The following is a 21,699-nucleotide window of genomic DNA, read 5'->3' on the forward strand; positions in this document are numbered from 1 at the left end:
GATTTACAAGATGATGCTGACCATGCCATGCGGGGTCAGCGTTTCGTGATCGAGCACGGCGGCGCGGCGCCGGATGCGCAGGATGCCGTCGCAGTCGACGAGCTGGTGCCGGTAGTGACCGACGAAGGTGTGCATGCCGCCATGCCGGAAGCGCCGGATCGTGAAGTTCGATTGCACGTCGATCGTCGCGTCGCGCCGGTCGACGAGCATCACGTTGGTGATCTCGCGCCGGGTCCTCGACGCAGGATGCTCGGCCCATGCGCGACCGCCGAGCAGCAGGTCGACCCGGTATGCGAGCCGGTGCCGGTCGTCGTGGATCAACGTCAGGTCGCTGTCGGGCTGCGGAGCAGGGTGATCGGTCGTCGGGACCAGATAGACTGCGTCGTCCGTGAACAGGTCGAGCCATTCACGCAGTTGCCAGCGGTCGAGCAGGTCGGCTTCGCGATAGAGGAACTGCCGCAGCCGGAGGTCGAGCGACAGCTCCGCGAGCATCGGCTCAGGGATCGCTGCATTCATCGCGTGCCTCCTGCCGCCGCGTCGCGCGGATCGGTCGCCGCGACGCGGCGGCGCCACTCGCGCCAGAAGATGCGGTTCTGGTATTCGTCGGTATGGAGCGGCACGTCGCGCGCCACGCCGCGCGACAGGTCGTTCCAGCGGATCTCGGGTGCGGCGTACGCGCGCTGGCATGATTCCAGGATCTCGACGTCGTCCGGCGTGCCGAAGCCGCCCGGGCCGACGAAAGTCAGCAGCGAATCGAGTCGCAGCTTGCGCGCCTCCGGCGCCTCGCCCTTCGGCGCCAGTGCCCAAAGCTGAATCGCGATCCGGTCGACGGCCACGGGTTCGAACGTGCGCAGGGTGACGGCCATGTTGTCGTTGACGATCAGGTTCGGGAAGATGAACAGGCCGCGATTGGTTTCGCACATGTCGCGCGCTTTGCGCTCGCCGTACTTTTCGTAGAGCGACGCACGCAACGCGTCGAGACGCGGGCGATGCGATTCGGGAAACGCAGGTGCCCACCACGCGATCGGCCGCCCGCCCGACGGCGGCGAACTCTTCGCGACCGCGTGCCCGCCGCCGAGATGGACGACTTCGCCGGTGCGCCGAAACGCGTTCTCCTGCGTGCCTTCCCCGCTCAGGAAATCGAGGTAGCGCCTGTGTGCGAACGGCAGGTGATAGAGGTCGGTGCTGTTGTCCGCGAGCACCTTCCAGTTGATCTGCATGCTGTGCAGGTACGAGCCGTGCACGACCTCCCAGCCGCCGTCGAGCTGGTCGCATATCAGGTCGAGGTAATAGCGCGCGTCGCCGAGATAGTCGGCGAGCGGCTCCGCATCGGCCGAGAAGTTCAGGAAATAGAAGTCGCGGTACGAGTCGACGCGGCCGGCCGGCATCAGGCCCAGTTCGTCGCGACGGAATTCGCCGGTATAGGCGTCCGCGCCCGGCAGGCCAACCAGTTCGCCCGTGTTCGCATAGGTCCAGCCGTGATAGGGACACTGGAAACGCGCCTGATTGCCGCGCGCGGCCGGGCAGACCTGGGTGCCGCGGTGTCGGCAGGCGTTGAGGTGGGCACGAATGGTGCCGGCCTCGTCACGAACCACGATGATCGGCCGGCCGGCGATACTACGCGTGACGAAGTCGTTCGCACGCGGCAGCTCGGACGCATGGCCGAGATACAGCCAGCAGGTCGAGAAGATCGTTTCACGTTCCCGGCGGAACAAGGCCTCATCGGTGAATGCTGCGCGATCGACGCGGAACAGGGCCCGTTCGGGGGCATCGATCAGATATTCATCGGGTACTCGCACGCATGCCTCGCTTGTCTGGCGTCATGGTTGCTCTTCCCGGACGGAGACGACACGCGGCGTCCGGCCTGCCGAGTTCAAAGACTCGGATGGCGCTGCTGGATATGCTGCACGCGCGACACCAGATGGTCCGTCAAGCGCGCGAGCAGCAAGGACTTGTTGTGATGTGAAGGGCGCTGGATCTTGATCCAGAGATCCGGCAGTTCGTACAGGCCGAGAATCTCGACCAGTTCGCCTTTCTGGAGGCTTGCCTGCGCGCGATAGCGCGGAAGGATCGCGATGCCCAGCCCGCTGACGGCCGCGCAATGCATCGCCTCGATATCGTTGCTGTGGAACTGACCGTTCACGCTGACGTCGATGTTGCCCGCCTGCGCGCTCTTGAACATCCAGACACGCGCGGGCTCGACATACGAGTACAACAGGCAGCGATGATTCTGCAGGTCGCTCGGATGAATCGGTTCGCCCATCCGTTCGAGATATGACGGCGCCGCGCACACGATCCTGCGGAACGGGCAGAGCGGCAGTTCGTCGACGCCGTCGAACGACGTCGGCAAGCCGGTGATCACCATGTCGAGATTCTCGGTCAACGGATTGACAGGCCGGTTCGTCAGTTGAAGATCGATATTGATCTTCGGATGTTCGAGCAGGAATTCATTCAGCACTTCTCCGATGAAATGCACGGTGAACGAAATCGGCGCCTTGATCCGCAGACTGCCGGACAATTCGCGCGTGCCGTGCGCCGTTATATTGACGATGCGTTCGTATGAACTCAGGAATTCGCGTGCCAGCGGAATCATCTCGCGGCCCGTCGCGGTCAGTTCGAGGCGCCGCGTGCTTCTCACGAATAGCAGTTCGCCGACTTCCTCTTCGACCGCGCCGATTCGCTTCGTAATCACCGATGCGGACACACTCAGGCGACGTGCGGCACTCGAGAAACTGCCTGATTCGACTACAGCGAGAAACGCCCGAAAGTTTTCTACTGAGTTCATTTGGCCATCCTACACACGGGATTTCGTATTTATCGAGAAAAGTGACTTTCCGTAAACAGCGTAAATATATTCGCCTCGGACGATTTTGACGCGCACCGTTCTGGCAATGAATGGCCTTGGGCGCAGGGTGGGGGCGATTCGATGCGATTCGGAATGATTCGACGCGAAACCGGTCAGGCAAACAAGGACCGAGACGAACAGTGATAATCCCGTCAGGCCCGATGGCATTCAGGGAATGAAACGAGTTCCTTTCAATTTCATAACATTTTCGGATGCGCAGAAGCAGATTTCTTCCGCGTCCGATGCGTCGGTATGCTAGGCTCACCCGTCGCGCGACACCACCTGAATAAACCAAATTGCAATCGGTTCGATCGGCGAATCTGACTTGCTCAGCCAAGATGCTTGATCGCACGCGCGAAACCCAGAGCAACGGACTTACCCGCTTTCGGCGGCTCGGCCGGGTCCGTAGAGTCGAATTTCGTGATGTGTTGAAGAGGTTGGCTAATGAACGTTACGCTCCGACAACTGAGGGCATTCGTTGCGGTCGCTCGTACCGGAAGCTTTACCCTTGCAGCCGGAAATCTTTCCGTGACGCAATCGGCGCTTAGCGGTCTTATCAAGGAACTGGAAGAAGTAATCGGCTTGAAAGTCGTCGATCGCAAGGCGCGCCGTGTCCGTCTTTCGGATGTCGGTGCCGATATTTATCCGCTGATCGAGAAGATACTGGGGGAACTCGATACCGTAACGGCCGACCTCCTGAACCGTAAAAATCTGAGAACGGGAACGGTTCGTGTCGCTGCGCCCCAGTTGCTGTCGTCCACCGTGTTGCCTGCCGCCATTTCCGCGTTTGGCAAAAAGTATCCGGGCATCCATGTCCAGGTCGCCGACTGCATGGTGGACAACGTGACTGCGCATGTCGTTGCACGGGAGGTGGATTTCGGGATCGGTCCCGAGCGCGAGACGCACTGCGACATCGATGCCGCTTTCCTGTTCGAGCAACCGTTCATCGCGGTGCTTCCGCCCGGGCACGTCCTCGAGCAGCAAGCGAAGCTCCGCTGGGAAGACCTCGCGCCATTGCCGTTCATTTCGCTGCGCGGGCAGTTCACCGAGAACCTGTCCTGCGACCTTCGGGCGACGCACGATTTCAACCTGTCGCCGTCCAGCGAAGTGGCGTTCATGTCCACCGCGTTGTCGATGGTGAACGCCGGCCTCGGCGTGACCGCCTGCCTGTCGTACGCACGATCGCTTGTTTCACTGTACGGGCTGCAGGTGCGTCCGCTGATCGATCCTGTCATTACGCGCGCGTTCTACATCTTCACGCACAGCGGGAGATCGCTGTCGCCGGCCGCGCAGGCGTTCCACGATTTCCTTCTCCAGCACCTTCAGCAATCGACCGATACGTTCTGAACATCCGGCGCGAGGCCGACCCCGCCGCCGGTCGACCGGCGATCAGGCGGCTTCAGTTGTCCGTGCGCTGGCGGCGCCTCCACCGGCGCGCCGCACCATTCGGCGCACACGGGCAGCGGACCCGTCAGACGCCGGCTGCATTCGTCTCCGCGAAGTGGTGGCCTTCGATTTCACGGATCGATTTCCAGTCGGAGACCAACTGGTCGAACTGCGTATCGAACAGCGCCACGGTGCCGAGCGCAGTCTGGAGGTCCGTCGTGACGCTGAGCTTGTCGCCCGCCTTGACCCACCGCTTCACACCGACACACGACGGAAGCTGTTCGATCGATGCCCACGGGAAATCGGCGCTCATCACCCCGGCTCGTGGAGACACGAGCAGAACGTGGCCGCAAAAGCCGCTGAAGCGTGGCGGTTCGTCGAGTGTCTGCTTGAACAGCACCGGATTCAAAAACGCCTCGACCGTTGCCGAGACGTGATTCCGTCCGGTTACCGCGGTCGTGAGCCGCGGGTCCAGACTGCCGTGCAGACGCGAGTTCAGCTCGACGATGACCGGCCCGTCGGCAGTGACGATCAACTCCATGTGCGACGGGCCGTAGTGCAGGCCGACGGCATCGAGCACCTTGAACGCGTATGCGATCAACTCGCGAAAGCGGGGCGCCGTGTGGTCGACCACGAGCATTTTTTCCAGTCGCGGCGAATGACCGCGATCGCGTTCGACTTCCCACACGCTGATCACCTTGTGCCGACCGTCGAAGGAGACCGCGTCGACGATGTATTCCTGTCCCTCGCTGTACGACTGCACCAGGATGTCATCCTGGACTTCGCCGTAGTACGACGTGCTTGCCTGGATGCAGCGGGCGGCTTCTTCGACCTGCGCGAGCGTCCGGCAGATTTTCACGCCGCTGACGCCTGCGCCGCGCGTCGGCTTGACGACGACCGGCAGGCGCCCTAAGGTTCGCGCCCAGTCGACGATTTCTTGCGCCGAACGCGCCTGAAACTGCTGTGGCGTGTGCACGCCGGCCCGCTTCAGTGCCTCGATCTGTTCGAACTTGTCGCGCCGTGCGCTGGCCAGCTCGACCGGGTTGCGCAGCGGAACGTCCAGCGCTTCGGCCAGCCATGACGCAAGCTCGATGCCGCTGCCGCCACCCGGCAGCACGACGCTGATGTCGAGATCGCGCAACTGGTCGGCTGTTTCCCTAACATCGCCGCGATGCACGACGTTGCGTACGTAGTCGCCCGGATTGATCTGCGCCTTCAGCCGGTCGGGAAGCGATTCGCTGCTGAGGATGTGGACGCACTTCACCCCGTACGAGCGGAACGCGGGGGCGAGATGCACGCTGGTCGATGCGCCGTCGACGATGGCAACCGTGTCAATCAATGGTTTTTGCATGGAAGGCTCTCTCTGCTTCGGGTTGAAAGGGACTGCGCAGGTACAGATAGGCGCGACGCTGGCGACTCGTCAGCCGCTGCGGGCCATAGCTGATGTGGAGGTCGCCGTTCTTCAGTTCGCCGGGCTGCGAGTAATCCCAGGGCACGGGATCGCTGTCGAGAAGGAAATCGACGCGGGCGAACGCGCCCGGCGCGAACAGTTCGGGCACGACGACGCGTTTGCCTTCCAGCTTGTCGAGCAGGCGGTCGATCGTGTTGAAGCCGTATGCATCTCGCACGATGTCGCAAATGAAGCTTCCCGCGATGCGCGGGTTGATCTCGACGATGTGTGGTCGACCGTCGCTGACGATGCAGTCGAGATGCACCGGCCCCCATGTCAGGCCGGAACGTACGACGGCCTCCGTGCCGCAGTCGATCAGGCGTCGCAGCGACGGCGCGTCGAGGTCGAGTTCGGACGTATAGCCGCGCTCCAGGAAGCCGTCGCCATACCGTTTCAGCTTGCGCAGTGCACCGACGTATCGACCGTCGAAATACTCGACACAGTATTCGCTGCCGGCAAGGTAGGTCTCGATGATGACTTCGTCGCCGGAGTCGACTCGGGCTTCGGCACGGGCATTGCGGGACAGCGAGGCCAGGTGGTCCAGCACGTCGTGCCGGTTGTCGCAGCGCCTCACGCCGTACCCGGCCGTGCCGCCGACCGGCTTGATCACGACCGGAAAACAAAGGTCGTCCAGTTTCCAATGACATGCCGGCAGGTCGGACAGCTTGACGACGATGCATTCGGCGCTCGGTATGCCGCAGTCGGCCAGCAAGGCCTTTTGTTGCGCTTTCGACGCGGCCCGCACCACGCACGGTGCATCGGGGCCCGGGAGCCCCAGCGTATTCGCAACCGTGGCGGCCACGGCCGCATAGGCGTCGTTGGTGGTCGTGACGCGCAGCAGGCGGTCCGGATCGGCGTAGTGCTTGCGAATCCATGTGGCAATGACGTCGGCGTCCCGGGCCATGCAGACGATGTCGACGTGCGCGGGAAACACGCCTTGCAACGCGTCGTCCGGGCCGCCGATCACCGTGACGTCCAGGTTTCGGTCGAGTGCCGCACGAACCAGGGCAAGGCTGCTGCCCGTCTTGCGGGTGCCGATTACGATCAGGCGCGACATGAGGATTACCTCTGGGCAAGGGAGTCAAAGAAAGAGCGCGGCCAGCAGCGCGCTCACAAGACGCAGGCAGGTGGATACGTCGAACGAGACGGCCGCGCCGGCGGCGATCTGCGTCGGTGCGCCGGCCAGCAGCGTTCCGACCAGCGCGACGCCGAGTGCACTGCCGACCTGGCGCGATGCGCTGAAGATGGCCGACGCGGTGGCGGCGCGCGCTGGTTCGACGCTCGCGAGAATCGACGAGGTGAGCGCCGGCGTACTCATGCCCGTGCCGAGGGCGAGGAGGAGCAGCGCAGGCAAAATCTGCAGGTAGGGCGTTCCGTCGTCGATCCCGTGCAGCAGCGCGAAGCTGACAGCCGACATGATGTTGCCGAGGATGACCGGCGTGCGCCGCGAGAAGCGTTTGGCAAGATGCGCGCTGGTCAGGTTCGCCAGCATGATGGCGGTGAAGGGCAGTAGCGCCAGGCCCGTCTCGGTCGGGGTATAGCCCCTGGCGCGTTGAAAGTAGATGCTCAGTACGAAAATCAGTGCGTAGAACGTCAGATTCGTGATGATTCCGAGGATGACCGACACCGAGAGCACGCGGTTCCGGAAGAGGCGCAGGGGAATCATCGGCGCGGCAACGCGTGCCTCATTGGCGATGAACGCGCCTGTCGCGACCGCCGCGATTGCAAAGCCGGAAAGCACATCCGTTGCAAGCCAGCCCGCCACGCCGGCCTCGATCACGGCGTGCGTCAGAAAGACCAGTGCGACGATGGCCAGCAACTGACCGCCGATGTCCAGCCGTTGCGCAGGCAGGCGGACCGTTTCGGCCACGTGGCGACGCGTGGTCAGCAGGCCGATTGCACAGATCGGGAGATTGACGAAGAAGATCCACCGCCAGCCCAGGCTGCTGGTCAGCACGCCGCCGACAACCGGGCCGATCGCGCTTACGACGCCGCCGATGGCGGTCCACCAGCCGACGGCATGTGCACGCGCTTCCGAATCGCCGGCGCAGGCATGGGAAAGGAGCGAGAGCGAGGCGGGCAGGATCAAGGCGGCGCCGATTCCCTGCGCGGCGCGCGACAGGACGAGGGCCGCGATCGACGGCGCGGCCGCACACGCGAGCGACGCCAGCGCGAACAGGACGAGCCCGACACTGAACACGCGGCGACTGCCGAAACGATCCCCGATCGCGCCGGCGGGCAGCAGCAACGCCGCAAAGGCGATGGTGTAGGCATCCACGATCCACTGGAGCCCCTGTACACCGGTGCTGAATCCCGCACCGATGGTCGGCATCGCGACGTTCACGATCGTCACGTCGAGTTGCACGACGACAAACCCGAAGCTCGTCGCAGCGAGCGTCAGGCCCATTCCGTTCGCGTTGCCTGCGGTGGGTTGCCTGGTGACCGTATTCATTGTCGGGACTTTCCTTGACGCATTCGTTCGTGTGGGAAAACCTGCCGCTTGCCACGCTCGCGGCTCGCGGCGCGGCGACGCGTCAAGGCTGGTAGTCGGGCTGGGCAGCTGGCGCCGAATCCAGAAAAGCCGGCATCGTCATGCACGTATCGAAAATCTCGGTCGAGATCGGAAAGCTGGCGAAGTCGCATCCCATTCGCAGCGCATTGGTGATCTGCGGAACGAGACAGCATTCGGCCAGCGTCGGTTCATCTCCGAAACAGAGTGCGCCGCGACGATGCTTGCGCAGCAGGCTCTCGACGGCGACGAATCCTTCGTGCACCCAATGCCGGTACCACTGCGCTTTCTGCGCGTCGGTCGCATTGAAGGTCCGGCCCAGATACTTGAGTATCCGCATGTTGTTCACGGGATGGATGTCGCATGCAATGGCATACGACAGTTCCAGGGTCCTCGCCCGCGCGACAGGATCCTCCGGCAGCAGTCGTGGTTCCGGAACGGTCTGGTCGAGCCAGTCGATGATGGCGATCGACTGGTGAAGGGTAAAGTCGTCCTGGACCAGCAACGGGACGCCGCCGGCAGGATTCAGCGCCAGATAATCGGCGGACCCGTTCTCATTTGCCCGGAGATTGACGGGCAAATATTGATAGTCGATACCTTTGAGGCGCATCGCTATGCGTACGCGGTAGGAGGTCGAACTGTTGAAGTAGTTGTGCAGTTGCATGCTCGGCAGTTAGATGGTGAGACTGAGAGCCCGAGAATCGGGGCTTTCATCGGTCGCGGCTTCCTGCGCGGTTGCGTCGAGCTGCGTTGCCAGGGCTGCGGCAATGCGCTCGGCCTGGCGCGAGATCATGTCCAGCGAATCGACATAGAAATAGGTGCCGCTCGTAACGTGACCGAGCGCACGAATGTTCGGGTCGATCGATCCGGTGCGGGATACGAGCGCACCGCTTTCGAAGTCGACCTTGATCCCGCCTCTTGCGTCCCGCTCGGCGATGCCGGACTCGAGAAGTGACCAGATCAGCGCCGAATCGTCTTGTGTGTCGACGCAGGCCGCCGTTCCCGTGGCGTTGACCACCATGTCGTATCGCTGTTTCGCGCCGTCGCGCCGCGTCATCTCGATCCGGCCGCACGCGGTCGGGGCGAAGGCCGCCGGCCCGGACAGGATCCGAAGCTGGTCCGCCTGCATCATCGCCTGCAGGCGGGTGGCGTTCTGAAGCGGGATCGGCGTGCGAATCGACATCCAGCGTCTCGAGAAACGGGCCAGAAAGAGATGCTGCGACGCTTCGTCGAGCGCATGCCAGAGATCGTGCACGAGCCCGTTCAGCGCGCGGAATACCGGCGCCCATGGCCGGATCTCGCCCGCGCTCCTGATTTGCGCGTCGAGATGCGCGTCGGCCGGACCGCATTCCGCGCCAAACAGGACTTTCCAGCTGACGCCGACAGCGCGCAGCTCCCGCCGGAACAGCCGGAACATCGTCCGCAAGCCGATCTTGGCGGTCCCGCCGCCGGTCATCCGTGCCAGTGCCTGCCCGGTCAGGTGCCGAAGGGTATGGGACGGGTAGCTCTTTCCCTTGACGTACGGCAGCAGCCCGCGTTTCGAAAGCATATCGATGCGCCCGCGATATCCGACTGCCTGAAGGCTGACCGCAACGTCGATCGCGGTCAGGCTCGCGCCGAGGATGCAGATCGACGCGACGGACCGCAGCTTCCCGAGATGCTCGCTGACCGGGTAGGCGAAGTGAAGGTAGCGATCGTGGCCCGCGAGCCCGTAGTAATCCTTCGGGTTGGTGTGACCGGTCGCCAGGACGATGTGCGTGGCAGGCCAGCTTCCGGATTCGGTATGCACGCACGGGACCGAACGGCGATCGATCGCGGTGACCGTTTCGTGAATCACCCGCACGGATATTCCTCGACTGGCCGCGACGCGCTGGATTTCGAGGAAAGCGTCGTGCAGGAATCGTCCGAACAGCCGCCGCGCCACATAGGTATCGGGAAAGCCGTCGCCGGTGGCCTCGCGTATCTCGCGCGAGTAACAGGCTTTCCACAGCATCCAACGGGAAAACAATGTGGTGTCGGTCGGGGAGATCGACATCGCATCCGCAATGCGGTTCAGGACAAGCGCCTCACCGTCCTCCTGATACGCAAGGCCCGGCCCGACAGCAGGTTTCTTCTCGAATACGAGAATGTCGAGCGGGCTTGCTCGACGGTCGACGCAATGCGGAATCAGCTGATGCAACAGGGAAACACACGCCGCGCCGCCACCGACGATCGCCACGCTTGCGACCGCTGCGTTAGTTGAAGTTGTCACGTCGTATTCCTGATTTTTTTCGATCACGAAAGAGGGGGCGACGACGCCTGGACCGCACGCGCCGGCGTCACCGGTTGCGTGCGGACATCGGATCAGGCCCGGCGTCGCATGGCGGCCGATCAGGCCGCGGCGGTCGTGTGTGGGCCGGGGTGCGTGTCGGCCTTGCCGAGCGAGCTCGGATCGAACACGCGGGCCAGCGTTCGGTCGAAAACCCGGTAGTTCCAGAGATTCGGCGCGAGAAAGATGCGCTGCACCCAGCGATTTGCGCGGCCATTTTCGTCGAACGTCGGCGAGAACCGGTCGCGGGAATGCAGCGCGAAGCGATTGTTGATGTAAACCAGTCGGCCGGGCGTGATCTTCACGCCGACGGACACGGATCTGACGGCCTGATAGAAATTCTCCAGTGCCGTGCGTGCGTTCGCATTCACCGGAAGCACCATGTCGGGATAGAACGCGACCGTGACGCGAGGCGCCTCCGCGGGGCCGGATACGATCGAGCACAGTTCGGTATTGTCTTGCGGGCCGGACGCGGTGCCGCGCCAGCGATAGGGCACGCGGATGATGAAATGCCGTTCCCTGAGGTAGCGGATGTCGGAGTCGTCGAGCAACGCCAGCGCCTTTCTTGCATCCGACAGGTGCGTTTCAGGTTCTCCGTCGCCGGATTGCCGACGAATGCCCAGCAGGATCAGCGCGATCGGCGAAGTGTCGCCGTAGGGCATGTGCGCCTGGGCGGCGTTCTCAGTATGAAAATCGAGTTCGACCAGTGAGCCCAGCCCCGTGTAATCGCGTGCAGTGTGCAGATGCGGCGTCAGGTTGTTGATGAGTTCGCGGCCCTCGTGATAGATCGAATACGGCTCCGCAATCACCGCACCGATGGCGGACAGGATATTTTCGCTGAGTACGCCCGCCTTGAAGGTCGCACCTGTTTCATGAAACGAGGGGCTCCCCGTGATGCCGCCGTCGATGGGGAGATTGTCAACGACGAGGTAGGGCGCGTGCGACCCGCTGGATTCCTTCAACGTCTCGAGAAGGGCGATCAGCCTGTCCGGGAAGCGTGAGTAAACGGCCTTTCTCAGTGTGGCCAGATATTCGACGCCACCGCCGGGATCGTACTCGATCCCTTCCAGGGCGGCGCGAACCGACGCGGCCTCCGAATCGTCAAGTTTTACAAACGCTTCATCGTTTTCGTGAATCTTAGAAGCCATGCAGCCCTCCGGATTATTCTATATTTTAAGGATTACAGAATAAAAAGATTGGAACCGTGTTGACGAGATACCTGAAGTCATGCTGGAAAAGCGGGCGATAAAGCGGCCGGCCGTTTGCCGCGCATCTGCGCGTGCTACGGGCCGCGCTCCCTGCTTGCCGGGCCGGCTCGTCCGGCCCCCGGACGGCCCGGCATCATGCCCGTGTGCTGGCGACGCGGGCGCTGCCGCCGCGCGTAATCGTCAAGATGACGATTGCACCGGCCAGACCCATGATTGCCGTCGGCATCATGGCCAGGTTCGTGCTGCCGGTCTTGTCGAGGATGATGCCGTACACGTTGACCATCAGTCCTCCCGCCAGTGTTCCAACGGCGTTGATGCCCGCGAGCCCGACGGCCGCGACGCGTGGCGTCAGTAACTCGAGCGACAATGCCCAGAAGGGGGCCTTGAACGAGTAGGCGCCGATCAGCACGCAGGACAGTAGCGCGAGAATTGCGCCGAGGTTGCCGGCCAGGCCGGCGAAGCCGAAACCGACGGCGATCAGGAGCAGCGGCGCACAGGTATGCCACCTGCGCTCACTCGTGCGGTCGGAGCGCCATCCCCAGATCACCATCAGAACGGACGCGATGCCGTATGGAATCGAGTTGAGCATGCCCGTTTCCAGATTCGTGAGGCCGTGTGACTTGATCAGTTGCGGCTGCCACACGCCCAGTACACTGCCGGCCGCCAATGCCGCCGCGCACGCCAGCGTCAGGCCCCAGACATGCCGGTTGCGCAGCAATTGCCACGCCGAGACTTCGGCGATCGGGCGGGCCGTGTTGCGCTCGGCCTGCAGACGCGACGCAAGCCATTCCTTTTCGGCAGATGTCAGCCACGATGCGTGCTCGGGGCGATCCGTGAGCAGAAACAGGCAGACGAAACCGAAGCCGAACACCGGAAGCCCCTCTGCGATGAATAGCCAGTGCCACCCGCGCAGGCCGTGCAGGCCGTCGAGCGAAAGAAGCCACCCTGAAATCTGCGAACCGAAGAACCCGGACAACGGGATCGCCACCATAAACAGCGCAATCACACGGGCCCGGTAGGCCGCAGGTAGCCAGAACGTGAGGTAGAGCAGCACACCGGGGAAGAAGCCTGCCTCGGCCGCGCCGAGCACGAATCGGGCGATACCATACGACACCGGCCCCGTGACCAGCGCCATCGCCGTCGCGATCAAACCCCAGCTGATCATGATGCGTGCCAGCCAGATTCGGGCGCCGAATTTCTGGAGGAGGATGTTGCTGGGTACTTCGAACAGGAAATATGCGATGAAAAACAGGCTGCTTCCCCAGCCGAAGGCCGACCTGGACAACCCGAGATCCTGGTTCATCTGCAGTGCGGCAAGGCCAACGTTGTTGCGGTCGAGTATCGCAAACACGTAACAGACGGTCAGGAACGGGACAATGCGCCAGATAAATTTTCTTGTGACGCTTTGCTCGATCGGGTGAGTGCCGTTCGTCATCTCCGCCATGTTTCCTTATTGTGTGTAGTGGCTTCCAGGCCGCGTGCGTGACTCCGCATCGAGCAAGGATTGGGGGCATGCTGATCGATCGGCACGTCGAGCGGACATCCGGCGCCCGTCCTGCTTACCGTTCGTGTGCTTCGAGTTGGCATTCTCGGGGAGCGATTTCGATCGAGCAAACGGTCTTTTCTGATAGTTCCATGGGATTCTCTTATGCTATCGAACGGTACTGATTCAACCCGGCTCGGTTGGGGACGAGCACGACGGGTTGCCGGTTATCGGACCACCTTGGTGGTTTCTATGCCTTGGTTTCCTGAACGTGCAGGGTGCTTGCGTTTGTGCCGCTGCTATCGGTCTGGATCAGCTCGCCCAGACAAGCACGCCGCGCCCGCGGCTGGTAAATCTTCGGCGGATGCTCTTTGCGCGGAATCCATAGTCTCGCGTCTTGCATCCAGCGCCGCACCGTTTCCTTGGCCAGTCTGATGCAGTGGCACTCGTACAGCTTCTCGCAGGCCGGCGTCGACCCGAAATCGGCGTAGCGCTCCCGCACGAGCGCTATCGTCTGTGTGCGCAAATCGATCGGTAGCGCCCGATTGCTTGGCATCCCGCGTTTGACCGATACCAGACCCGCCACGCCGACTGGGCTTCAAACCCGTCTCGACGACCGCCTGGATTTGAGTCGGTCAAGTTGGCTAGAACACGACATCAGGATATGGCTGCCACAAGCAAAATGTAATGAATCCTGGTACTTGGGGCGCCGCGTTGAAAAGTCCTTCCGGAGAACGTTCGCGGGAGCCCGCCTATTGGCTCGGGGCGAGCGGGCGTGTCATGGCAAGAAGCGAGTCGACGAATGCCGCGCGCTGCGCCGGGTCCAGCGGACGCAGTCCGCACACCTCGTCGAACCACAGACCTTTCACGGCAAAGCGGATGATATGGGCGGTGCGCTCGGGCAACTGGTCGCGGCTCAGCAATTCCGCCCAGCGGGTCGCGATGATGTACGTGCGCGTCCAGGCGCCCGGCTGGCGTAATCGCTGGCGTCGACCGGCACCCGTTCGCTCAGGTATGGCTGTCGTCGCCCGGGGCTGGTAGATCCCGGGTGGGCACTGTCGGGCCTGGATTTTCCGGACAGTGCCGAGCGTTGGTGCTCGGCCCAATGAAGTCTGGAGCCTGGACATTGTCGCCGACCAGTTGGCCGACGCTATCCCCGATGATTTGCCCGCTATCGACTCGGCGTCATTTCCCCGCCATGCGTCGGAGATCCACCAGCCTGTCGAATGTCTCTCCGTCCAGCAGGCCAAGCTCGATCGCTGCCTCGCGCGGCGCGATTCTGCGTCCGGTGGCATGGCGGGTGATGGAGGCTGCCTTGTCGTATCCCAGCACCGGATTCAGGGCGGTTACGGCGAGCAAGGGGCTCTGCAGATCGCGCGCGAGTCGTTCCGTGGCCGGCCGGAGGCCGGGAATGAGGCGAGTGGCCGCAACGTTGGCACAGTCCGCCAGCAGTCGGATCGACTGCAGGACGTTGTAGATCAGCACCGGCTTCGCCACATTCAGCTCAAAGCTGCCGGACGCTGCGGCCATCGTCGCCGTCACATGGTTGCCTGCCACCTGCATGGCGGCCTGCACCATGACCTCCGCGATGGTCGGATTGCGTTTGCCGGGCATGATGGAGGAGGTGAGCCCATCGTCCGGCAGCAGCAATTCGCCAAGGCCGGCGTTCGGACCGGAACCCATCCAGCGCAGGTCATTGGCGATCTTGGTGAGCGACGCGGCGATCACGTTAAGCACACCAGAGAGTTCGAGCAATGCGTCGTGTGCGGCCATGCCCTCGACTTTGCAAGGATTCGGACGGAATGCCAGGCCGCTCAGGCGGCTCGCTTCCTCACAGAACGCCTGGTCGAAGCCGGGCGGGGCGTTCAGGCCGGTTCCCGCCGCCGTACCGCCCTGCGGCAGGACGAGCAGGCGGGGCATCGTGTCGCACAGGCGTGCCAGCGCATTGTCGATCTGCGCGGTGAAGCCGTCGAAGGCGCGGCCGAGCGTGGTGGGGACCGCGTCCATCAGGTGGGTGCGGGCGATCTTCAGCACGTCGGCAAAGGCGCCGGCGCGTTCGTGCAGGCTGTCGCGCAGCCGGCCGAGCGCCGGGACCAGTCGGTCTTCCAGTTCGATGGCAGCGGTGATGTGCATGACCGACGGAAAACTGTCGTTTGACGATTGCGACGCGTTCACGTGGTCGTTCGGGTGGACGGGCGACTTGGTGCCCAGAGGCTGCCCCAGCCGTTCGTTGGCGCGGTTCGCGATCACCTCGTTGGTGTTCATGTTGGTCTGTGTGCCCGAACCGGTCTGCCAGATGGACAGCGGGAAGTGTTCATCGAATCGGCCGCCGCGCAGCTCCCCCGCGGCCGCGATGATGGCTGCACCGAGCGACGCGTCAAGCACGCCGCACCGCATGTTGGCGTGGGCGGCGGCCATCTTGTGCAGGCCGAACGCATGGACGAGGCAGTCCGGGAAGCGTTCCTCCCCGACTGCGAACACGGCCAGCGCGCGCTGCGTCTGGGCACCCCAATAGCGGTCGGCGGGTATGTCGGCAGGGCCGAACGCGTCATTCTCGGTGCGGTACGTTGTCATGTTGAATCCAGCGAAGGTTGTTCAGTTCAGGCGGCCGTCGTGCGCTGCAGCGGGGTGCGGGACGCAGACGGATCGGCCGCATGGGTAGCGCCGCCCGGCAGAACGCCGTCGTCAAGCGCGGTGTCGGCCGCGGCCGGGTCGGGATAGCGCTCGGGATAAAGGTGGCGCTTTGCGGTCTCGGCATCGAACGTGCCCGACCACTTGGCCACGACCACCGTCGCCACGCTGTTGCCGATGGTGTTGCAGGTCGAGATGGCCATGGACAGGAAGCGGTAGACACCGAAGATCACGGCCAGCCCTTCCACCGGCAGCACCCCGGTCGACGTCACGGTCGCGGCAAACACCACGAACGAGCCGCCGGATACCGTGGCCGCGCCTTTCGACGTCAGCAGCATCAATACCAGGATGCCGAGCTGGTGGTCCGGTGTCAGTGGCACCCCGTACGCATGGGAGATGAACATCACGCCCATCGCCATGAAGATGGACGTGCCGTCGAGGTTGAACGCGTAGCCGGTAGGCAGCACCAGACCGACGGTCTGCTTGGCGCAGCCCAGCCGCTGGAGCTTGATCAGCAGACGCGGCAGTGCACTTTCCGACGAGGCCGTGCCGAGCACGATCAGGATCTCGTCCTTGATATACCGCAGGAAGCGCCACAGGCTGAAGCCCGCCACCTTCGCGACGATGCCGAGCACGACGGCGATGAACAGCGCCACCACCGCGTAGAAGCTCAGGACGAATTGCGCCAGTGCGACCAGTACCGCTGCGCCGTTGATACCCACCGAATAGGCCACCGCGCCGAAGGTGCCGATCGGCGCCAGCTTCATCACGAGATTGATGAAGGAGAACAGCACTTCGGAGAGGGTGTCGAGGCCATGGTTGATCGTCGCGCGACGCGTCTCCGGAATGGCCAGGATCCCGATGCCGACCATGACCGCCAGCACCACGACCTGCAGTAGTTCGCCCCTGGAAAATGCGCCGACGAAGTTGTCGGGCACGATGTGCATCATGAATTCGGGGAAGCCCTGCGGTGCCACCGCCTTTGACGCCGGCGCGACGGCGCTGCCCGTGACGTGGGCCATCCCCTTGCCGATCTCCAGCAGGTTGCCTGCGAGCATGCCGACCATCAGCGCGACGGTCGAAATTACCTCGAAGTAGAGGATCGACCGCCAGCCTACGCGCCCGGCGCTCTTCACGTCGCCCGCCGAGGCGATACCGTGCACGATGGTCAGGAAGACGAGGGGCGCCACGCCGACCTTGATGAGCGACAGGAACAGGTCTCCCAGCAGCTTCAGCTTCACGGCCAAGGTCGGGAACACGAAGCCGACGCCGATGCCGAGCAGCAGCGAGACGAGCACCTGCATGCCGAGCTTGCGATACCAGGGACGCCGTGGGGAGGCCGGCGGCGCGGTGGGTGGAACTGCAGGGGTCTGGATGGTCGGGTCTTGCATGATGTCTACCTCCACCGGGGCCTGTGTTCAGGCCACCTTGTTCGAGAGTTCGATGGCGCGATCCACCATCTGCGGGGCGAGGCCGAGATAGTTGACCGGGTCGCACAAGCGCTCGACGGCGGCCCGGTCGAGATGCTTCGTGACGATCGGCAGGGCGCAGAGCGCGTCGGCCAGCGTGCCGCCGGTTTCGTTCACGGTGCGGCAGGCGTCGTACACCACGTCGTGCGCTTGCTGGCGGCCGATGTGCGGCGCCATGCCCATCATCACGGCCTCGGCCACGATCAGGCCGTTGGAGATATCGAGGTTGTGTCGCATGCGGGCGGTGTCGACGATGAGCCCGCCCAGCGCGAATTTCGCCTGGTGCAGCGCGCCCGAGGTCAGGATGAAACTCTCCGGAATGGCAATCCACTCGGCGTGCCATGGGCCGGTGGCGCGCTCGAAGTCCTGCACCATTGCATCGACCATCAACCCGGCGTGCTGGCGCACGGCCTTGGCGGCTGCCAGCATCAGTTCACTGGAAATGGGGTTGCGCTTCTGCGGCATCGTGCTGCTGGCGCCGCGCCCTTTCACGAAGGGCTCGTAGACTTCCGCGAACTCGGTCGAGGCCATGATCATGATGTCGAGTGCGATCTTGCCGAGCGAGCCGGTGACAAGCGCGAGCAGGTTGACCGCTTCGGCGAAACCATCACGTGCCACATGCCAGGTGGTGGCCGGCACGCCCAGGCCCAGCTCTTCGGCCAGCGCCTGCTGGATCGCAAAACCCTTCTCGCCAACCGATGCCAGGGTGCCGGCCGCGCCGGCGAATTCCACCACCGCCACGCGGGGGCGCAGTTCGGCGATACGCTGCTGGTGCCGGTCGAACATCGCCAGCCAGATCGCGGTCTTGTAGCCGAAGGTCACCGGTAGCGCCTGTTGCAGGTGAGTGCGGCCGGCCATCGGGGTATTGCGGTGCTTCGTCGACAAATCTGCGAGAATGCCGCGCAGTTCGCGAATGTCGGCGTCGATGCTGTCGAGCGCGTCGCGCACCTGGAGGGCGACGGCGGTGTCCATGATGTCCTGCGTGGTCGCCCCCCAGTGCACGTAGCGACCTGCTTCGCCGCACATCGTCACAAGCTGGTGTACCAGCGGCAGGATCGGATAGCCGACGATGTCGGTTTCCTCGCGCATATGGTCGAAGTCGATTCGCTCGATGCGCGATTCGCTCGCGATGACCTCGGCGGCTTCGTTCGGGATCGTGCCGACGCGTGCCTCAGCCTTCGCCAGCGCGATTTCGACGTCGATGTAGCGCTGCACGAGCGCACCGTCGGAGAAGATCTGACGCATCTTCTTCGTGCCAAAAGCATCTCGGAAGAGCGCGGAGTCGACGACGGTGCTGGCGGCGGGGATGGCGTTGAGGGGCATGGTGCTACCTTGTGATGGGAAGTCGGGTTGGCTAATATGTTCGAACAAGTCGCATTAGATATGTTCGAACATGTTTGGCAAATCCGGGTTTACCCAATTCGAATGGAACGTGATGTTGTCGAACCAGATGAGCAAAACCAACGCGGCGGAGATCGCCAGGCAACTTCTTGACGGGATCGCCAGCGGGCGCTTCCCGGTCGGCACTCTGCTTCCCACGGAATTCGAGTTGTGCGAGCAGTTCAACGCGAGCCGGTACACGATCCGCGCCGTGCTGCAGGAATTGCAGGACCAGGGACTTGTGTCGCGCCGCAAGAACGTGGGTACGCGGGTGGAGGCATCGAGTCCCCAGGCCAGGTTTCGGCCGACGCTTGCCTCGGTGGACGATCTCGTCCAGTTCGGCGTCGAGCATTCGCGCCACGTGCAATCGGTGGGAACGGTCAAGGTAAAAGGAGATCTGGCGCGAGAGATCGGCTGCGCGGAGGGGACGCCTTTACTGCGAATTTCCAGTATCCGTCTGGAGGAGGGCCGGGCCGACGCCCCGATGGCCTGGACGGATATTTATATCGATCCGGCATACACGGACGTCGGCGAGATGGTGCGCAAATCGACGGAGCTCGTCAGCGCCCTGATCGAATCGCGCTATGGCCGCCAGATCGCGGAGATCGAGCAGGACGTACGCGCGTCGACCCTGACGGATGAACGCGTAGGAAAGGGGCTCAGGCTTGAGCGTGGTGCAGCCGTGTTGAGGATTTCGCGCCGCTATCTGGATGCCACCGGTGAAGCATTTGAGTTTTCCGTGACGGTGCACCGTGCGGACAGCTTTTCGTTGTCGATGCGGCTGAAGCGATCGACGAGGTAGGTGTTGGGGCTCGTCGGAATCGTTAAGGCCGGCGCATGGTTCTCGAACCAGCGGTGGTCGCTGCCGTCGATCTGAATCAGTTCGCCCAGGCACGCGCGGCGATTCCGCGGCTGGTAGACCTTCGGCGGGCGCTGTTTGCGCGGAATCCACAGGCCGGAAGCCATCATCAGCGTACGAACCGTTTCGACGGCCAGATCAATGCCATGACATTCGCGCAGCTTCTCGCACGCCAGCGTCGGCCCAAAATCGGCGTAGCGCTCTCGGATCAGCGCCAGCGCCCGTTGAGCCTTGCCAGCAGGCAACTGATGATTGCTTGGGCGCCCACGCTTGCCCGACACCAGTCCCGCCACGCCGGCCGCGCGATAGCGCAACACGAGGCGCTCAACCTGCCGCACGCTCAATCTCAGCCGGTCGGCTGCCTGGCCGGGCTTGAGCCGGCACTCGGCCACCGCCTCAATGACCTTCAGCCGATCCACTTCATGCATCGTCATCGTGATCGTCCCAGTCGCGTTCATTGCCGGCGCTCCCTGTGGGGTGTCGGCGATCAACCTACAGGCCAAAACGCGACATTTTTATTTAGCGGAAACGCGACATCTGAACTTGGGACCTACACCAAATGTCATACCCGGATTCAGATGTCGTAGCGCCAGCTAAATACAGATGTCGCATGTTTCATCGGCTTTCTCGTCATTCAGCGTCGAAGGAACAAGCCTGAAGTAGCAGGGCGCTTACGCTCGATCAGCGGGCCTTGGTTGTCCGCCGCGGCCCGTTTCTGTTTCTGCTTGATGTGTTCGAGACGCGATCTGCAAGATGGCCGCCTCGACGTCTGTTTCCGTGAACGCACGCTGTTTCTTGACGTCTGGAGCCGATACCTTGGCCCGTACCGGCAGTCCCCGATTGGTGCGTGACGGAGAACCGGAGATCCGCCGATTGTCGCGCTGCGCCTGCATCGCTTCCGCCACTTGCAGCGCGTGACTCAAGCGCTTGTGTTCGACGATCGCGCCTTGATCGACCTCCGCCAGCTTGTCGTACAGGCGGCATGGCAATGCCTCGCCATCTGCCCGGATTTCGATCCGACCATCCGGGTACTCCCAGACGTCGATGTAGCGATGAATCAGCTTCCGGTTCTCAAGCGTATCCTCCAGCAGATACAGCACTCGGTCGTACAGCACCGTCAGCGACTTCGAGACCCGGCGCGTTTCGCGCCAGGTCATCAACCGGTCCAGATTCTCGTCGTTTCGCAGCGGCCGGTGCGCATTGAAGTCGCTGCGCGGCGGCTTCGCGAAGCGCGCGTTATACATGGCGATGAAGGAGGGCGCATAAGCGTTGGCGTCGGCCACCGTGTTGATGCCGCGCAATCTCAACTCCTTGACCAGCCGATCCTGCAGCGTCAGGTGCGCTCGCTCGACACGTCCCTTGGCCGAGCTGCTGTTCGCGCAGAACGTGTCGATGTTCAGCTCATACATGGCCCGACCAAACTGCGTCACGCTGCTGCCGGTCTTGCTGGCCTTCGGGCTGCGGAACACGCTGTACTTATCGCTGTAGAACGCTACTGGCTTGCCGTAGTGCTCCAGATACGCCCGCGTTGCCTCGAAGTAGCTAAAGGTCGATTCGGTTGCCGTGAAGTGCAGATGCATCAGCCGGCTCGTCGCGTCGTCGACGTACACCAGCAGCGTGCAGGCCGGCGCCCGCTCCTCAAACCATCGATGATCGCTGCCGTCGATCTGCACCAGTTCGCCCAGGCATGCCCGGCGCGCTCGCGGCTGGTAGACCTTGGGCGGTCGTTGCCGGCGCGGAATCCAGAGCCCAGCGTCCGTCATCAGCTTCCTGACCGTTTCCTTCGACAACTGCAGCCCGTGACATTCCCACAGCTTCTCGCAGGCCAGCGTCGGGCCAAAATCGGTGTAGCGCTCGCGAATTAGGCTCAAGGCTCGATGAGCCAGATCCTCGGGCAGTTGATGGTTGCTCACGTGGCCACGACGCTGCGAAACCAGTCCGGCCGGGCCAGCAGCACGATACCGGGCGACCAGTCGTTCAATCTGTCGTCGACTGATCCCGAGCCGTTCTGCGGCTCGCCAAGGCATCAGACGCTGCTCGACGATGGCTTCCACGACCTTGAGACGATCCAGCTCACGCATGCTCATGGTGATCAGTCCAGGATGGCCCACGATGCGCTCCGGCAGTCCAAATCGCCGCCAGCATGCGCTCAACCCCTCGAACTACGACAT

At 63.2% G+C, this 21,699-nt stretch carries 17 protein-coding genes and 2 pseudogenes; 2 read left to right on the forward strand and 17 right to left on the reverse strand.

Annotation, left to right across the window (positions count from 1 at the left end; translation table 11 throughout):
• Positions 1 to 3 precede the first annotated feature (3 nt).
• The 3 genes from ACTRWB_RS09350 to ACTRWB_RS09360 all read right to left on the reverse strand — a co-directional run bounded on the left by ACTRWB_RS09350 (position 4) and on the right by ACTRWB_RS09360 (position 2,785).
• A complete protein-coding gene (locus ACTRWB_RS09350) occupies positions 4 to 516 on the reverse strand; it encodes an aromatic-ring-hydroxylating dioxygenase subunit beta (RefSeq protein ID WP_446901690.1) in 513 nt (170 codons plus the stop codon).
• Complete coding sequence (locus ACTRWB_RS09355) at positions 513 to 1,799, reverse strand: aromatic ring-hydroxylating oxygenase subunit alpha (protein ID WP_446901691.1); 1,287 nt, start codon at positions 1,797 to 1,799, stop codon at positions 513 to 515. Before ACTRWB_RS09355 ends, ACTRWB_RS09350 begins: the two co-directional genes overlap by 4 nt.
• A 74-nt stretch (positions 1,800 to 1,873) precedes the next feature.
• Positions 1,874 to 2,785, reverse strand: a complete 912-nt coding sequence (locus ACTRWB_RS09360) for a LysR family transcriptional regulator (protein ID WP_446901692.1) — start codon at positions 2,783 to 2,785, stop codon at positions 1,874 to 1,876.
• A 504-nt stretch (positions 2,786 to 3,289) separates the two neighbouring features.
• Between ACTRWB_RS09360 and ACTRWB_RS09365 the strand changes: the two genes are divergently transcribed.
• On the forward strand, positions 3,290 to 4,192 hold the full coding sequence (locus ACTRWB_RS09365; RefSeq protein ID WP_446901693.1) for a LysR substrate-binding domain-containing protein: 903 nt from the start codon (positions 3,290 to 3,292) through the stop codon (positions 4,190 to 4,192).
• Between the two features lie 124 nt (positions 4,193 to 4,316).
• Here the strand turns inward: ACTRWB_RS09365 and ACTRWB_RS09370 are convergent, their stop codons facing one another.
• The 12 genes and pseudogenes from ACTRWB_RS09370 to pcaB all read right to left on the reverse strand — a co-directional run bounded on the left by ACTRWB_RS09370 (position 4,317) and on the right by pcaB (position 18,612).
• Positions 4,317 to 5,582: an ATP-grasp domain-containing protein gene (locus ACTRWB_RS09370; protein ID WP_446901694.1), complete on the reverse strand. Its 1,266-nt coding sequence runs from the start codon at positions 5,580 to 5,582 to the stop codon at positions 4,317 to 4,319.
• Positions 5,563 to 6,738 (reverse strand): ATP-grasp domain-containing protein, encoded by a 1,176-nt coding sequence (locus ACTRWB_RS09375; RefSeq protein ID WP_446901695.1) that lies wholly within the window; start codon positions 6,736 to 6,738, stop codon positions 5,563 to 5,565. Before ACTRWB_RS09375 ends, ACTRWB_RS09370 begins: the two co-directional genes overlap by 20 nt.
• A gap of 24 nt (positions 6,739 to 6,762) precedes the next feature.
• Entirely contained in the window at positions 6,763 to 8,133 is a 1,371-nt protein-coding gene (locus ACTRWB_RS09380; protein WP_446901696.1) for an MFS transporter, read from the reverse strand.
• A gap of 82 nt (positions 8,134 to 8,215) precedes the next feature.
• Positions 8,216 to 8,854 (reverse strand): maleylacetoacetate isomerase, encoded by a 639-nt coding sequence (maiA, locus tag ACTRWB_RS09385; RefSeq protein WP_446901697.1) that lies wholly within the window; start codon positions 8,852 to 8,854, stop codon positions 8,216 to 8,218.
• A gap of 9 nt (positions 8,855 to 8,863) precedes the next feature.
• Complete coding sequence (locus ACTRWB_RS09390; protein WP_446901698.1) at positions 8,864 to 10,441, reverse strand: FAD/NAD(P)-binding protein; 1,578 nt, start codon at positions 10,439 to 10,441, stop codon at positions 8,864 to 8,866.
• A 119-nt stretch (positions 10,442 to 10,560) separates the two neighbouring features.
• On the reverse strand, positions 10,561 to 11,646 hold the full coding sequence (locus tag ACTRWB_RS09395; RefSeq protein ID WP_446901699.1) for a TauD/TfdA family dioxygenase: 1,086 nt from the start codon (positions 11,644 to 11,646) through the stop codon (positions 10,561 to 10,563).
• A gap of 193 nt (positions 11,647 to 11,839) precedes the next feature.
• Positions 11,840 to 13,141 (reverse strand): MFS transporter, encoded by a 1,302-nt coding sequence (locus tag ACTRWB_RS09400; RefSeq protein WP_446901700.1) that lies wholly within the window; start codon positions 13,139 to 13,141, stop codon positions 11,840 to 11,842.
• 343 nt (positions 13,142 to 13,484) lie between these two features.
• Positions 13,485 to 13,778, reverse strand: a pseudogene (locus tag ACTRWB_RS09405) (ISNCY family transposase); the annotation flags it as partial.
• 163 nt (positions 13,779 to 13,941) lie between these two features.
• A complete protein-coding gene (locus ACTRWB_RS09410; protein ID WP_446901701.1) occupies positions 13,942 to 14,484 on the reverse strand; it encodes a hypothetical protein in 543 nt (180 codons plus the stop codon).
• Positions 14,375 to 15,763 (reverse strand): class II fumarate hydratase, encoded by a 1,389-nt coding sequence (locus tag ACTRWB_RS09415; RefSeq protein ID WP_446901702.1) that lies wholly within the window; start codon positions 15,761 to 15,763, stop codon positions 14,375 to 14,377. Before ACTRWB_RS09415 ends, ACTRWB_RS09410 begins: the two co-directional genes overlap by 110 nt.
• Positions 15,764 to 15,789: 26 nt before the next feature.
• Complete coding sequence (locus ACTRWB_RS09420; protein WP_446901703.1) at positions 15,790 to 17,211, reverse strand: cation:dicarboxylate symporter family transporter; 1,422 nt, start codon at positions 17,209 to 17,211, stop codon at positions 15,790 to 15,792.
• Positions 17,212 to 17,238: 27 nt separating this feature from the next.
• Entirely contained in the window at positions 17,239 to 18,612 is a 1,374-nt protein-coding gene (pcaB, locus tag ACTRWB_RS09425) for a 3-carboxy-cis,cis-muconate cycloisomerase (RefSeq protein WP_446901704.1), read from the reverse strand.
• A 127-nt stretch (positions 18,613 to 18,739) separates the two neighbouring features.
• On the opposite strand from pcaB, the gene ACTRWB_RS09430 reads away from it, so the two are divergent.
• Positions 18,740 to 19,471 (forward strand): GntR family transcriptional regulator, encoded by a 732-nt coding sequence (locus ACTRWB_RS09430; protein WP_048247721.1) that lies wholly within the window; start codon positions 18,740 to 18,742, stop codon positions 19,469 to 19,471.
• Here the strand turns inward: ACTRWB_RS09430 and ACTRWB_RS09435 are convergent.
• Both ACTRWB_RS09435 and ACTRWB_RS09440 read right to left on the reverse strand, forming a co-directional pair.
• Positions 19,444 to 19,986: pseudogene (locus ACTRWB_RS09435) on the reverse strand (helix-turn-helix domain-containing protein); the annotation flags it as partial. The gene ACTRWB_RS09430 and the pseudogene ACTRWB_RS09435 overlap by 28 nt on opposite strands.
• 213 nt (positions 19,987 to 20,199) lie before the next feature.
• The gene (locus ACTRWB_RS09440; RefSeq protein WP_446902037.1) at positions 20,200 to 21,615 is read right to left on the reverse strand and encodes an ISNCY family transposase; all 1,416 of its coding nucleotides are present in this window, start codon (positions 21,613 to 21,615) and stop codon (positions 20,200 to 20,202) included.
• Positions 21,616 to 21,699 lie beyond the last annotated feature (84 nt).

The sequence above is a fragment of the Burkholderia sp. YIM B11467 genome, assembly GCF_052952715.1.

Bases quoted from the DNA above. Each gene is read 5' to 3' on its own strand.
- ACTRWB_RS09395 (WP_446901699.1), bottom strand. From the start codon at position 11,646: ATGGCTTCTAAGATTCACGAAAACGATGAAGCGTTTGTAAAACTTGAC.
- ACTRWB_RS09365 (WP_446901693.1), top strand. From the start codon at position 3,290: ATGAACGTTACGCTCCGACAACTGAGGGCATTCGTTGCGGTCGCTCGT.
- ACTRWB_RS09420 (WP_446901703.1), bottom strand. From the start codon at position 17,211: ATGCAAGACCCGACCATCCAGACCCCTGCAGTTCCACCCACCGCGCCG.
- ACTRWB_RS09430 (WP_048247721.1), top strand. From the start codon at position 18,740: ATGAGCAAAACCAACGCGGCGGAGATCGCCAGGCAACTTCTTGACGGG.
- ACTRWB_RS09375 (WP_446901695.1), bottom strand. From the start codon at position 6,738: ATGTCGCGCCTGATCGTAATCGGCACCCGCAAGACGGGCAGCAGCCTT.
- ACTRWB_RS09400 (WP_446901700.1), bottom strand. From the start codon at position 13,141: ATGACGAACGGCACTCACCCGATCGAGCAAAGCGTCACAAGAAAATTT.
- ACTRWB_RS09440 (WP_446902037.1), bottom strand. From the start codon at position 21,615: ATGAGCATGCGTGAGCTGGATCGTCTCAAGGTCGTGGAAGCCATCGTC.
- pcaB (WP_446901704.1), bottom strand. From the start codon at position 18,612: ATGCCCCTCAACGCCATCCCCGCCGCCAGCACCGTCGTCGACTCCGCG.
- ACTRWB_RS09415 (WP_446901702.1), bottom strand. From the start codon at position 15,763: ATGACAACGTACCGCACCGAGAATGACGCGTTCGGCCCTGCCGACATA.
- ACTRWB_RS09350 (WP_446901690.1), bottom strand. From the start codon at position 516: ATGAATGCAGCGATCCCTGAGCCGATGCTCGCGGAGCTGTCGCTCGAC.
- ACTRWB_RS09360 (WP_446901692.1), bottom strand. From the start codon at position 2,785: ATGAACTCAGTAGAAAACTTTCGGGCGTTTCTCGCTGTAGTCGAATCA.
- ACTRWB_RS09380 (WP_446901696.1), bottom strand. From the start codon at position 8,133: ATGAATACGGTCACCAGGCAACCCACCGCAGGCAACGCGAACGGAATG.
- ACTRWB_RS09410 (WP_446901701.1), bottom strand. From the start codon at position 14,484: ATGCCACCGGACGCAGAATCGCGCCGCGCGAGGCAGCGATCGAGCTTG.
- ACTRWB_RS09370 (WP_446901694.1), bottom strand. From the start codon at position 5,582: ATGCAAAAACCATTGATTGACACGGTTGCCATCGTCGACGGCGCATCG.
- maiA (WP_446901697.1), bottom strand. From the start codon at position 8,854: ATGCAACTGCACAACTACTTCAACAGTTCGACCTCCTACCGCGTACGC.